The sequence below is a fragment of the Pseudomonas sp. ANT_J28 genome (assembly GCF_008370005.1).
Classification (GTDB): Bacteria; Pseudomonadota; Gammaproteobacteria; order Pseudomonadales; family Pseudomonadaceae; genus Aquipseudomonas; species Aquipseudomonas frigoris.
The window spans coordinates 1-15,186 of sequence record NZ_VOBM01000073.1; the positions used below are offsets into that span (position 1 = coordinate 1).

The window sequence follows — 15,186 nt, forward strand, 5'->3', positions numbered from 1 at the left end:
AAAACCTATGCCTGAAGGCTTCCGGGGGCCGGTTGTACAAAGGCTGCTCGACAGTGGGGGCGAGTCCATACATAGCAGCTGGCGAAGCCTGCGTTCGGCTGCGGAGCAGTCGTAAAACCTGAGCGCGAGGTCTTCCTGAAACACCTCGTCGTCTGATTTCACGACTGCTCCGCAGCCGAACGCAGGCTTCGCCAGCTGCTACAAGGTTTGCGTTGCGGCTGAAATGGCTTAACTGATCGGCATTACGCTGTTGTGCCTGGGTTTTGCCGACCACCTTGTAGAAGTGCCGCACAGGTGAAAGTCAGTTGGTGACCAACAGTTCCGGGCCGAGGTAGTCGTTGATGTGGTCGATATCGTCGTCGCCCAGACTGCCCACCGAAGAGGCCAGGCGCAGGCGCGACATCAAGTAGCGCAGCTTGGCCTCGAACAGATCGTGGCGCGCAACGAAGAGCAGCTCTTCGGCATTGAGGACGTCCGCATTGGTGCTGGTGCCCCCCTCTTTGAAGCCCTTGCGTGTCGAATTCAGTGAGCGTTCGTTGGACTCCACTGCCCTCTCCAGCGCGCGAATACGTTGGGCGCCGCTCTCTACGCCGCGATACTCACGGGTGGTACCGGTGATGACTTCCTGGCGCGTGGCGTCGAGTTCGTCCAGGGCCTTGTAGCTATTGGCACTGGCCTGGCGTGTCAACGCGCTGGTGCCGCCACCGCTGTACAACGGGAAGTTTACTTCCAGCCCGATTGAGGCGTAGCGGTTGCGTTGATTCAGCTCGGAGATTGATTGGCTCTGACCCGCGGTGTAGCCGGCCACGAAATCCAGTGTTGGCCAGTGGCCGGCCTTGGCGCGCTTCACTTCTTCTTCGGCGAGGTCGCTGCTATGACGGCGCGCATGGATCAGCGGGCTGTCGGTCTGGGCTTTGACCAACCAGTCTTGCAGGTTGCTAGGTAGCAGCGGTGGTGTATCGAAGCTCGGACGCAAGGTGGTCAGGGATTCGGGGGTTTCACCGATAAATTCCTCAAGCTTGCGGCGCGCGTTGACCAGGTTGTCCTGCGCTTCGATCAGCTCAACCACGGCGAGGTCGCGGCGAGCGGCCGACTCGTCGATGTCGGTGACGGTGCCGGCCCCCAACTCCATGCGCCGTTTCGCCGAGGCGAGTTGCTCGTCGAAGGCGCTCAGCTTGGACTTGGCAAGGGTGATGGTTTCGCTGGCCAGGAGCACGTCGAAATAGCTTTCAGCCAGGCGCACTGCGGCATCCTGACTCTTGGCATCGAACACCGCGACGCTGTAGTCGGCACGCTGCTTGCCTTGGCGGTACTCGGCCATCTTCTGTTTGTTGAACAGCGGCTGGCGCAGGCGCACGTTAGCGCCCTTGGAGGTGTAGTCGAGATCTCTTTCGATGCCGCTTTGACGCTGGGTGCCATTGACCTTGTTGTCGTAGGCCGAGGCATTGATTTGCGGTAGCAGGCCGGCCAAGCCGATGTCGCGGTTTTGCGCACCGGCCTCTTTTTCATGCACGGCGGCGCGATAGACGGGGCCTTGGTACTGCAACAGATCCCAGGCTTGTTTGAGGTCCATGGCGCTGGTCGGGAGGGACAGAGCCAGCAGGCTGAAGAACAGGCAATGACGGTCCATTTCATTGTTCCTTGAAGGAGCTGTCAACACGCTCGAGCATTGGTTTTAGAAGATAGCTCATCATGTTGCGCTCGCCAGTCTTGATGGTGACGCTGGCGGGCATACCGGGACGAATGTGATTGCTGCCAAGAAGGCTCATGCCATCGGGCGTAACTTCCACCTGAGCCAGGTAGAACGGTTGCTTGCTTTCCTCGTCGAGCAGGCGGTCGGCGGAGACGGTTTTCACGCGGCCGGGTATGTTGGGCGTCCGGGCATGGTTGAAGGCCGGGAAGGCGATGTCCACGGCCAGGCCGGGGACCATCTTGTCGATGGCTTGCACGGGAATCATCGCGTCGACTTGCAGCGGTTCGTTGTCCGGAACGATTTCCATGATCTTGAAGCCGGGCTGAATGATCCCGCCGATGGTAGCGATGCTCAGGGACTGGACCATGCCATCGATGGGCGATCGAATCACCGTGTGGGTCACTTCATAGTCCAGCGCACGCAAGCGGTCGGCCAGGGTGGTGTTCTCCTTGGCGGTGTCGGTGAGCTGCGATTCGACTTCCTTCAGGTAATCGTGCTGACGCTGCAGGATGCGCAGCTTGATTTCGGTGGTCTGGCTACGCACGCGAGCGATGTTGTTGAGGTTCTCGGCCTGGCCGGCGGAGAGGTCGGCATTGCTGCGTTCCAGCTCAAGCAGGCGGTTGCGCGGCACGTAGCCTTCGGCCGCCAGCGCGCGGGTGCCTGTTAGTTCCTGGCTGAGGAAGTTGATCTGCGAGGCGCGGGCGCCATAGACCTGCTGCAGACCCTTGAGCTGCACCGCCGACGCCGCGAGGTTTTCCTGCAGGATGCTGATTTCGCCAGCGAGGCCGGCACGCCGGGTGTCCAGCAGGCGTTGTTGCAGATCCATGGCGGCCACCAGGCGGTAGTCATTCCCGAAGCGCTTGATCAATTCGGGATCGTAGTTCACCACATCGCGGCCGTCACGTTCCGCTTCCAGGCGGTTTTCCACAGTCTTGCTGACGATGTACTGGGCGCTGACCGCACCCTGTTCGGCAGCGGCACGCAGCGAGTCGAGGCGGACCACCTCCTGGCCTTTTTTCACTGCATCGCCTTCGCGAACAAGAATGGCCTCCACGGTGCCGCCGCTCAGATGCTGCACGGCTTTGCGATTGCTGGTGATTTTTACCGTGCCTGTCGCGACCACGCCGGCATCCAGCGGCGCCAGCCAGGACCACAGGAGGAAGCCGCCGAAGCCGGCGACCATCAGCAACATGCCCCAGCGCACGGGTTTACCGACGTCCAGATCCACCACGTTCCTGGGGTCGGTGTGAATCATGTCGGTGTGTTGGCTCATTTGCATGATCGGTTACTCCCGTACTTTGACGGAGGCCAGCGGAGTTGATGCGCCTGCAGGCATCACACTGGCCTTGCGCAGCGCTGCGAATACTTCGTCGCGAGTGCCGAGCATCTGCACGCCGCCGTCGCGCAGCATCAGCACCTTATCGACGGCGCAGAGCACATTGGGACGGTGGGAAATCAGAATGACGGTGGCGCCGCGGTTTTTGAGTTGGGCCAGCGCATCGACCAAGGCCTTTTCACCGACGTCGTCCAGGTTGGCGTTCGGCTCGTCCAGCACAATCAGATTGGGTTCTCCATACAGCGCGCGGGCCAAGGCGATGCGTTGCTTCTGGCCACCGGAAAGCGGGCTGCCATCGGTGCCCAGACGGGTCTCATAACCCTGCGCAAGACGCAGGATCATCTCGTGCACCCCAGTAGTCCTGGCGGCGCGGATGACCGCGTCGCTGTCCACTTCGCCAAAGCGCGCAATGTTGTCGGCGATGGTGCCCTCGAACAGCTCCACGTCCTGTGGCAGGTAACCGAGCCAGGGGCCAAGTTCGCCCTTGTTCCAGGTGAAGATGTCTGCGCCGTCCAGACGCACCTTGCCGGCCTGTGCCGGCCAGACGCCGACCAACAGGCGGGCGAGGGTGGATTTGCCCGAGGCGGATGGACCGATAATGCCAAGGCTTTCGCCGGGGGAAAGGTTGAAGCTCACCCCGCGCAGAATCGTGTTGCCGGTGCCGGGGGCGCCGGCAAACACATTCTCCACCGCCAGCATGCCCAGCGGCCGCTGCAGTGACATGCTCGGTGGCCGGCGCGGATAGTCGTTCAGCATCTCGTTCAGCCGGCCCCAAGCCGAACGGCAGCCAAGCAGCTGCTTCCACGATGCGATGACTTGTTCCACCGGGCCCAGCGCGCGGCCGGTGAGGATCGAGCAAGCAATCATCATCCCGGGGGTGATCTTGCCTTCGATCGCCAGCAGCGCGCCGGCGCCGAGGATCAGCGACTGCAAAGTGATACGCACGAAGCGCCCGGTGCTGCTGATCAGGGCGGCACGGTCGGAGGCCAGGGTCTGCATTTCCAGTATGCGCAAATGGCTTTGGTACCAGCGCTTGCCGATCGACGGCAGCATGCCCATGGCCTCGATGACCTCGGCGTTGCGCAGGTTGTTGTTGGCGTAGCTGGCGGAGGAGAGGGCGGCCTGATTGGCTTCGGCCAGCGGCTTTTGCGTCGCCTTCTCGGTGAGATAAGCCAGGCCCACCAGAATCAGCGAGCCGATCAGCGTGACCAGTCCGAGCAGCGGGTGGATCAGATAGGCGACCAGCAGGTAGATCGGCGTCCATGGCGCATCAAAGAAAGCGAACAGGCCATTGCCGGTGAGGAACTGTCGCACCTGCGCGAGATCCTGCAGGGCCTGGGCCGGATTCCCACCGGCGCGGCTCAGGTTGCGCTCGAATGCTGCGGTGAAAATGCGTCGATTGAGGTCCATATCGAGGCAGTTGCCGACCCGGATCAGCACGCGGGTGCGGAACATTTCCAGCGTGGCCATCAGCAAGAACAGGCCTATCACCAGAATGGTCAACATCGTCAACGTTGTGACGTTGCGACTGACCAATGCCCGATCATAGACCTGCAGCATATATATAGCTGGCGTCAACATCATGACGTTAATGACGCCGCTGAACCCTGCGAGCGAGTAAAAACTGCGGCGAAGTCGAAAAAGCGCGTCAGCCAGTTCTGATCGAGTGCTCGATTGTTTGTGCATTTGGGTGACCCCTCTTCGAAAAGCCGTTAGCCCTTGCGGCGCAACAGCTAACAGATGTAGTCCACAGGCAGTTTGTCGATAAGCGGGGTGGTCGCTCTAGGGCGGATCTCCTGCAAATCACTGCGTCGCTCTTATGGCAGCAGCGTAGGTGTCGTCGAAACAATCTGAAATAACATTTCGCTCTAATGTCGCGAATTAATTCCTATAAGTCTCATAAAAACAGCTAGTTAGGAGGTCAATAACCAGTCGTCTGTTTTGCGTGTCGTAAAATTGACAATTTTTCGCTATGCAACTTTAGTCTCAGTCATTGAGGGAGCCGCTCGCCTGAAGCCTGTCAACTTTTTGGCAGCGCAAGGTGTGATGATTTTCCCGATGGAGCACACCATGTCGATGATTTCGTTCTACTGCGGAGTGAAGGGGCTGTTCAGGAAGTTCGGCGTTACTTCAAGTTTCCATGGCCCACCCAAGGCTCGGGTTCGCTCTGCCTAATCGCCGAGCGAGCCATTCTTTCGCGAATTCCAGGCGCGCATCCCGGGGGGCCGTGTAACGGCTTTGCCATCCCGCGCCAGCGATCGCCAAAAAAAAAGAACCAACACACTGCGCAAGCCAGCACCGGACTGGGCGCGGGAGGATTCTTATCGTCCCGTGTCCTTTCCCCAAAGAGATCGAGGGCAATCAAAATGGCCAATTTCAACAAGTCGGACCTGGAGTTCATCCTCAAGCAAATCTTCATCGCAGAAGCGCATGCCGACGGCGCCAGCCTCAGTGATTTGCTACCCAACAGTCAGGTGCCATTCGGCCTGCGCACCGTCGATGGCAGCTACAACAACCTGGTCGCCGGGCAAAGCGAGTTTGGCGCCGCGGACAATTCCTTCCTGCGCCTGCTTGATGCCCAGTATCGAGCGGCCTATGCCGCGTCAGGGACGGTGGTCGACCCGCAGCCACGGATTATCAGTAACCTGATTGTCGACCAGACCGCCAACAACCCGGCCGCAGTAGCGGCGAACGGCGGTGCAGACCCGGTGATCAGCCCAGGTCTGGATGGCGTGTTCGGCACGGCCGACGACAAGGAAGTGTTCTTCATCCCCAACGTGTCGGCGGACGCCGGTCTGACCGCCGGCTTCAACTCGTGGATGACCTTCTTTGGCCAGTTCTTCGACCACGGCCTTGACCTAGTCACCAAGAGCAGTACCGACTTCGTTTTTGTTCCGTTGCAGCCGGACGATCCGTTGTTCGTGCCGGGCAGCCCGACCAACTTCATGGTGCTGCCACGTGCAGTGCATACCCCCGGCGCGGACGGAATACTCGGCACTGCCGATGATGGCCAGCCCAACACCACCTCGCCCTTCGTGGACCAAAGCCAAACTTACAGCTCGCACCCCTCGCATCAGGTGTTCCTGCGCGAGTATGTCCTCAACGCGGCAGGTGACCCTGTTGCAACGGGGCGCTTGATTACCAATCGCGATCTCGGCGCCGATGGCAAGTTCGGCACTGCCGATGATGGTGACGGCACAAATGGCGGCATGGCGACCTGGGCGGTGGTCAAGGCCCAGGCCCGTGACATTCTCGGTATCAACCTGACCGACGCCGATGTGCACAGCGTGCCGCTGCTGGCAACCGATGCGTATGGCAACTTCATCCGGGGGGCGAGCGGCATGCCGCAGGTGGTGATGCGCGTCAGCAACGGTGCTGACGGGATCGCCGGGACAGCGGATGACGTCACTCAACTGGTCGAAGGCAACCGGGATGCTCCGATAAGCCTGGCCAGCGCCGTGAGCGCCGGGCATGGCTTCCTCGACGACATCGCCCACAATGCCGCGCCGGTAGTCGTCGGCGGGGTTCTGCAGGCGGATGCTGACACTGATATCGGCAATGCTCAGCCGGTTGGTGCGGGCGGCAACAACCTGACCTACGACAACGAACTGCTCGACGCTCACTACATTGCCGGCGACGGCCGGGTGAACGAGAACATCGGCCTGACCACTGTGCACCATGTGTTCCACTCCGAGCACAACCGCCTGGTCCAGCAAACCAAGGACACCCTCCTTGCCGCCGGTGATCTGGCCTTCCTTAATGAGTGGCTGGTGGACGACGTGGCCGCCATACCGACTACACCCGCTGAAATCGCGGCGTTGGTGTGGGACGGCGAACGCCTGTTCCAGGCCGCCAAGTTCGGCACCGAGATGCAGTACCAGCACCTGGTGTTCGAGGAGTTCGCGCGGACCGTTCAGCCGCAGATCGACGGATTCCTTGCCCCCAACGGGTATGACACCTCAATCAACCCGGCAATCCTCGCCGAGTTCGCCCACGTGGTGTACCGCTTCGGTCACTCGATGTTGACCGAGACTGTCGATCGCTTTGACCCCGAGTTCAATCCGCTCCTCACTGACCCGAACAACCCTGACTCGCAAATGGGTCTGATCGCGGCCTTCCTCAACCCGCTGGCGTTTGCCGGCAGCGGGGCGACTGCGGACGAAGCGGCAGGGGCGATCATTCGCGGTGTGACCCGCCAGCTCGGCAACGAGATCGACGAGTTCGTCACCGAAGCGTTGCGCAACAATCTGCTCGGTCTACCGCTCGATTTGCCGGCCCTGAACCTGGCGCGTGGTCGCGACACTGGCATCCCCACGTTGAATGAAGCGCGCCGTGAGATGTACACATCAACCGGCGACAGCCAACTCAAGCCGTACATCAGTTGGGCTGATTTTGCGGACCACCTCAAGCACCCCGAGTCGTTGGTCAACTTCATCGCTGCCTATGGCACGCATGACTCGATTACGGCGGCGACCACACTGGCAGACAAACGCGCTGCAGCCTTGGCGCTGGTATTCGGCGGTTCTGGTTCACCGGCTGACCGCCTGGACTTCCTCAACAGCACCGGTGCTTATGCCAACGTAACGCTGGCCGGCAAGGATGGGCTGCTGGGTACTGCCGACGACGTGACGGGTGTGACGATCACCGGCCTCGACGACATCGACTTCTGGGTCGGTGGACTCGCCGAGAAGAAAATGCCGTTCGGCGGCATGCTCGGCTCGACGTTCAACTTCGTGTTTGAAACCCAGCTGGAGGCGTTGCAGAACGGCGACCGCTTTTACTACCTGTCGCGTACCGCAGGCCTGAACTTCGGCACCGAGTTGGAGAACAACTCCTTTGCCAAGCTGATCATGCTCAACAGCGATGTCACCCACCTGTCGAACACCGTGTTCCTGACGCCGACGTTCACCCTCGAAGTGAATCAGGCCAATCAGTTCACTAACCTTGGCGTGGACGGCAAAGCCGATCCAACGGGCGGCATCATGATCAACGGCGTGGAAATCGTGCCGCTGGTGATCCGCGACAACCCCGACACCGTGGGTGCGGACAGTAACTATCTGCAATACACCGGTGAAGACCATGTCGTCCTGGGCGGCACCGCCGGTAATGACATCATCATCTCCGGTGACGGCGATGACACTGTTTACGGCGACGCAGGCAACGACCGCCTCGAAGGTGGCGCCGGGAACGATGCGGTACTCGGTGGCGCGGGCGATGACATCATCACCGACTCGTTCGGCGACAACCGTCTGGAAGGCAATGCCGGTAACGATGTGATCGTGGCCGGTAGCATGCTTGCTTTAGGCAACCTGATCCTTGGTGGCGATGGCCAGGACTTCATCGTCACCACCGAAGACATCACCACCACCTTCGGCGGTCAGGGTGACGATTTCATCCTCGGCGCCAAGACCAACCTGCCACCTACCGGCAACGAAGGTGATGACTGGATCGAGAACGGCATGCAGGACGGTGCGCCTGGCGATAACTTCTCGCCGTTGCTCAATGACGATGTGGTCGGCAACGATATCTTTGTCGGTGGTGGTGGCTTCGACGAAATGATCGGCGAGGGTGGCGATGACATCTTTGTCGGCAGCGATGCCCAGGACAAGATGGATGGCATGTCCGGTTTCGACTGGGTGACCTACAAAAATGACAGGGTCGGCGTGACCGTTGACCTGTCCCTGGCCGCGCTGGCGCAGCCACACGGCAATGCGCCAAACCAGAACGCCGGGGTGTTCAATCCGGTCGGCGCCTCGCCGGCCTCGATTCTCGACCGTTTTGCCGAGGTCGAAGGCTTGTCCGGTTCGAAATTCGGCGATGTGCTCAAAGGCGATGATGTTGATGCGGTCACTCTCGTCAACCACGGTGGTGCCACGGGCGGTGCATTGACCAATGTGGCGTTGATCCGTGGACTGGAGCAGTTTCTGGCCGATGCCGGTTTGCCGACCACCGGCTTTGCCACTGGCAACATCATCCTCGGTGGCAATGGCAGTGACCTGATCGAGGGCCGCGGGGGCGATGATCTGATCGATGGCGACAAATGGATCAACGTCAGAATTGCGGTGTATGGCGCCGACGACGTCAACCATACCGGTCCCGAGATCGCCTCCTTCGACAGCATGGTCGATATGATCCCGCTCATGCTGGACCGCACCTATAACCCGGGTCAGCTCAAGGCCGTGCGGGAAATCATGTCCGGCACCTCGACGGGCGGGGCGGCCTTTGACACTGCCATTTTCTCCGGGCTCCAGTCCGAGTATGTGGTGACGCATGACACCCGCGGCACGGACAATGTGGCGGACGATGTGTGGACGGTGGCAGATACCGTAGCGGGTCGCGACGGCACCGATACCTTGCTGCATATCGAACGCCTGCAGTTCGCCGATACCCAGCAAGTGCTGGTGACGGGGCTGAATGCACAACCGGTGGGCAGGCCGACCGTCACGGACGGAAACGGCGGCGCGATCACAGTGGGCGACACGCTGACGGTGAGCATGGCCGGTGTGCGCGATGCCAACAACATCGCGGTGGGTAATCTGCTGGGTACTGTCAACAACACCTCGGTTTCCTACTATTGGCAGTTCGAGGCAAATCCAGGCACCGGCGTATTCGAGGACATCATCCTGTTGCCGGCCGGCGACCTGGCGTTCCAAAGTGCCGACGGCACCGCGTTCAAGGTCTCCCCGGATCTTGCCGGGCTGTCACTGCGGGTCAAGGCGATCTACCAGGATGGTCATGGCACGACTGAAATAGTGTTCTCGCAGCCGACGGCCGTGGTGGTTCCCGGCGCGCCGGTTGTGCCGACGGCGCCGACACCTGTCGTCGATGCCACTGCGGGTGGCGCGGGCCTTCACATGGTCCGCTCCGACCTCAACTTCATTCTTGATCAAATCAAGATTGCCGAGGCAGACGCGGCCGGTCAGGACATCCTCTCGCTGATCCCGAATATCCGCGCACCATTGGGCCTGCGTGCGGTCGATGGCTCGAACAACAACCTGATGAACCTCAACGGCATTAACAACACCGAGTTTGGTGCCGCGGATAACACCTTTCCACGCTTGGCCGATCCGGTCTTCAATCCGGCGGAAGGTGCACCTGCCGGGTTCTTCGGCCCCGGCTCGCCAGCCATCCCGGGATCGTCGTACCAGCAGAACAGCGGCTATGTGTTTGACTCGCAGCCGCGCACCATCAGTAATCTGATCGTCGACCAGACGTCGAACAACCCGGCGGCCTATGCCACGGCTTACGACCCGGGTGCGGACGGTGAGCTCAACTTCGGCACGGTGGGTAACGACGACGTACTCAAGGATGGCGTACGGATAGTCGCCAGCCCCGGCATGGATGGTCAGTTCGGTACTGCCGACGACCACGATGTGTACCTGTTCGAAAACACCACGGCGGATGCGGGGTTGTCCGCGCCGTTCAACGCCTGGATGACCTTCTTCGGGCAGTTCTTCGATCACGGTCTGGACCTGGTTACCAAAGGCGGTTCGGGCACCATCTTCATCCCGCTGCAACCGGATGATCCGCTGTATGTGCCAGGCGGCAGCGCCAACTTCATGGTGCTGACCCGCGCGACCAACCTGCCAGGGGCGGATGGCATTCTCGGCACGGCCGACGACATCCATGAGCAATCCAACACCACCACGCCGTTCGTGGACCAAAATCAGACCTACAGCTCGCACCCATCGCACCAGGTTTTCCTGCGCGGTTATCAGCTTACCGACAACGGCCCCATCGCGACCGGCAGGCTGATCACTAACCGTGACCTGGGAGCGGATGGCAAGTATGGTTCCGCGGACGACAGCGAAATCGGTGGTATGGCGACCTGGAAGGTGGTCAAGGCGCAGGCCAACGACATCCTGGGTATCCACCTTACCGATGCCGACGTCGGTAACGCCCCGTTGTTGGCGACTGACGCCTACGGCAATTTCATCAAGGGGCCGAACGGCTTCCCGATGGTTGTGATGAAAGGGGCTGACGGTCTGGGTGGCACGGCTGATGACGTCCTTGTCGAAGGGAATCCGCTGTCCCCCATTAGCCTGACCAATGCTGTGCGCACCGGTCACCAGTTCCTCATCGACATTAACAACAATGCAGCGCCGGTAATCGTCGGCGGGGTTCTGCAGGCGGATGCTGACACTGATGTCGGCAATGCGCAGCCAGCTGGCCCAGGCGGCAACAACCTGACCTATGACAACGAACTGCTCGACGCTCACTACATCGCTGGCGACGGCCGGGTCAACGAGAACATCGGCCTGACCGCTGTGCATGCGATCTTCCACTCGGAGCACAATCGGTTGGTCGCACAGACCAAGGACACCGTGCTCGATTCGGGTGACGTGGCCTTCCTCAACGAGTGGCTGCTCAATCCGGTGAGCGCGTTGCCAGCCAACCAGGCTGAGATCGATGCGCTGGTGTGGAATGGCGAGCGCTTGTTCCAGGCTGCCAAGTTCGGCACCGAGATGCAGTATCAGCACCTGGTGTTCGAGGAGTTTGCGCGGACCATCCAGCCCAGGGTCGACCTGTTCTTCGCACCGACCCAGGTCTATGACGTTGACCTCGATGCCTCGATCGTCGCCGAGTTCGCTCACACCGTGTACCGGTTTGGCCACTCGATGCTGACCGAGACCGTCGATCGCTTCGACGTCAATTTCAACGTGGTGGGCGATCCGAACAGCGCTGATCCGAATCAGCAAATCGGCTTGATCGCGGCGTTCCTCAACCCGTTGGCGTACGCCGCCAGTGGTGTGACGCCAGAGGATGCGACCAGTGCGATCATACGTGGGGTGACTCGCCAAGCCGGTAACGAAATCGACGAGTTCGTCACCGAGGCGCTGCGCAATAACCTGCTCGGTCTGCCGCTCGACCTGCCGGCGCTCAACATTGCCCGTGGTCGCGACGTGGGGATTCCCTCGCTCAATGCGATCCGCCGCGACATCTTCAGCCAAACCGGTGATACCCAACTCAAGCCGTACAGCAGCTGGGTCGACCTGGTGCAGCACCTCAAACATCCGGAGTCGTTGATCAACTTCATCGCGGCCTATGGCACGCATGACACGATCACGGAGGCGACCACGCTGGCAGACAAACGCGCTGCAGCGATGGCGCTGGTATTTGGTGGTGCTGATGCGCCGGCTGACCGCTTGGCCTTCCTCAACGGCAGCGGTGCCTGGGCCAACGTAACGCTGGCCGGCAAAGATGGGGTGCTGGGGACTGCCGACGATCTGAGGGGTGTGACGGTCACGGGCGTCGATGCCATCGACCTCTGGATCGGCGGCCTGGCCGAAGAGAAAACTCCGTTCGGCGGCATGCTCGGCACGACCTTCAACTTCGTGTTCGAGAACCAGCTGGAAAAACTGCAGGACGGCGACCGCTTCTACTACCTGGAGCGCACCGCTGGCCTGTCGATGAATGCCGAACTGGAAAGCAACTCGTTCGCCAAGCTGATCATGGCCAACACCTCGGCCACGCACTTGCCGGGTCTGGTGTTCTCGGACCCTGCGTACTATCTGGAAAGGGAGCAGAGCAAGCAGTACAACGATGGCCTGGGCAACGCCGATCCGCTTAGCGACAACAACGAGCAGGTGGTGTTCCGCGACAACCCGCTGACCGCGGGGCCGGACGCCAACTACATCCGGTACTCGGGTGACGAGCATATCGTGCTGGGCGGCACCAACGGCGCAGACATCCTCGTCTCGGGTGGTGGCGATGACACGGTCTGGGGTGATGCCGGCAACGATCGCATCGAAGGCGGTAACGGCAACGATCAACTGCGCGGTGGCGCCGGCGACGACATCATCACCGACCTCGGTGGCGACGATAACATCCAGGGTGGCGACGGCAACGACGTGCTGCACGGAGGCAACGGCATCAACCTGATCATTGGCGGGTTCGGCAATGACTTCATCGTGACTGGTGAGGACGCTTCCGAGGCCATTGGTGGCCAGGGCAACGACTTCATCCTGGGCAGCAAAGCCAACGAACAGGACATGGGTAACGAAGGCGACGACTGGATCGAGAAGGGCACTTCGGACGGTGCACCTGGCGACAACTTCGACCCGGCTGGCAATGACCTGGTGATCGGCAACGATGTGTTCATCGGCGGTAACGAGAACGATAAGTTCAATGCCGAAGGCGGCGACGACATCATGGTCGGCAGTCTCGGCATGGGGGACCGCTATATCGGCGGCTCCGGCTATGACTGGGCAACCTTCAAGGACCTCGCCCAGGGCGTGACCATCGATTACAGCGACCGCTTTTTCGATGTTCCACCCGTGCCGGGTTCGGGTGCTTCGGCGCTGGTGCGTTTCGACATCGTGGAAGGTCTGTCGGGTTCATCGCACGGTGACTTCCTGCGCGGTGATAACGAAGATGCCACATCGCTGCCCACTGCGGGGGCAACTGGCAGTGTGCTGACCAACATCAACCTGATCAACGGCCTGGCTGATTTGCTGCCAGCCGGAGCGACGTTCTTCGACGGCGGCAACATCATTCTCGGCGGTAGTGGTAGCGACCTGATCGAAGGTCGCGGTGGTGACGACATCATCGATGGTGACAAGTGGCTGAACGTACGCATCAGTGTTCGGGCGAACGCTGACGGCACTGGCCCGGAAATCGCCACGTTCGACAGCATGGCGCCGATGGTGCAGCTGATGCTGAACGGTACTTACAACCCAGGCCAGCTGGTCATCGTGCGGGAGATTCTGACCGGCAATGACAGCTTCGACACCGCGCTGTTCTCCGGTAATGCGGCGGAGTACAGCGTCGAGATCGATGGCAACACTGTCGTTGTGACCGACTCGGTAGCGGGGCGTGATGGCGTCGATCGCTTGACGGGCATCGAGCGTCTGCAGTTCGCTGATGTTGCGCAGTCGTCCGGAGTGGGCACCGCCCAAAACAACGACCCATCGGGTCATCTGGCAATCCTCGATGCTGCCACCGGTGTGCGTGACGAAACGCCTGTCGCCGGCCAGTTGCTGCGCGTCAGCGATCGGGCGGTACACGACGCGGACAACCAGAGTGTGGCCAACCCGACCGGCGCTGTGACAGGTGGGGTGGCTTACTACTGGCAGGTCGAAAACATTGCCGGGTCGGGCGTCTTTGAAGACATCACCTTTATCGCCGCTGGCGAGGTATCGCGGGCGATCGGCACCACCTACCGGGTGGCGGACGATGTGGCGGGCCTGAACATCCGCGTCCGTGCGGTGTATCAGGATGCCAAGGGCACGCTGGAAATCGTCGACTCGTCGGGGAACAGTACGCCGACCGAAGGGCCGACCGTTACCGGGCTTGCAGTGCAGAACCAGGTGTTGACCGCTGACCCGTCGAGCATCATCGACGTTGATGGCCTCAGCAATCCGCAGTTCACCTACCAGTGGCAGGCGAACGACGGGCTTGGCTTCGTCAACATCGCCGGAGCTACCGGTAGCACGTTCGCGCTTGGCCAGGCTCAGGTCGGCCAGGAAATGCGCGTGGTAATCGGCTACGTGGATGACTTCGGTGTGGCCGAAAGCGCTTCGTCCAACATCCTGGGGCCGGTGGACAACGTCAATGACGCACCGACTGCAGGGCCGACCGTAACCGGGCTTGCAGTGCAGAACCAAGTGTTGACCGCTGACCCGTCGAGCATCATCGACCTCGATGGCCTGAGCAATCCGCAGTTCACCTACCAATGGCAGGCGAGCAACGGGCCTGGCTTCGTCAACATCGACGGCGCTACCGGTAGCACGTTCGCGCTTGGCCAGGCTCAGGTCGGCCAGGAAGTGCGCGTGGTAATCGGCTACGTGGATGACTTCGGTGCGGCCGAAAGCGCTTCGTCCAACATCCTGGGGCCGGTGGCCAACGTCAACGATGCACCCACTGCAGGGCCGACCGTAACCGGGCTGGCAGTGCAGAACCAAGTGTTGACCGCTGACCCGTCGAGCATCATCGACATTGATGGCCTTAGCAATCCGCAGTTCACCTACCAATGGCAGGCGAGCATCGGGCCTGGCTTCGTCAACATCGACGGCGCTACCGGTAGCACGTTCGCGCTTGGCCAGGCTCAGGTCGGCCAGGAAGTGCGCGTGGTAATCGGCTACGTGGATGACTTCGGTGCGGCCGAAAGCGCTTCGTCCAACATCCTGGGGCCGGTGGCCAACGTCAACGATGCACC

Annotated in this window: 4 protein-coding genes; 1 reads left to right on the forward strand and 3 read right to left on the reverse strand. The window is 61.0% G+C overall.

The annotated features are described in order from the left end of the window. Nucleotides 1–301: 301 nt before the first annotated feature. The 3 genes from FQ187_RS28945 to FQ187_RS28955 are packed head-to-tail and all read right to left on the reverse strand — an operon-like array spanning nt 302 to nt 4,715. Nucleotides 302–1,630, reverse strand: a complete 1,329-nt coding sequence (locus tag FQ187_RS28945; protein WP_149632100.1) for a TolC family outer membrane protein — start codon at nt 1,628–1,630, stop codon at nt 302–304. 1 nt (nt 1,631) lies between these two features. Beyond that, nucleotides 1,632–2,972: an HlyD family type I secretion periplasmic adaptor subunit gene (locus tag FQ187_RS28950; RefSeq protein ID WP_149632101.1), complete on the reverse strand. Its 1,341-nt coding sequence runs from the start codon at nt 2,970–2,972 to the stop codon at nt 1,632–1,634. Nucleotides 2,973–2,978: 6 nt separating this feature from the next. Continuing rightward, the gene (locus FQ187_RS28955; RefSeq protein WP_149632102.1) at nt 2,979–4,715 is read right to left on the reverse strand and encodes a type I secretion system permease/ATPase; all 1,737 of its coding nucleotides are present in this window, start codon (nt 4,713–4,715) and stop codon (nt 2,979–2,981) included. Between the two features lie 680 nt (nt 4,716–5,395). Between FQ187_RS28955 and FQ187_RS28960 the strand changes: the two genes are divergently transcribed. Continuing rightward, nucleotides 5,396–15,186, forward strand: a 9,791-nt coding sequence (locus tag FQ187_RS28960; protein WP_256667480.1) for a peroxidase family protein, incomplete at its 3' end; no start/stop codon positions are given.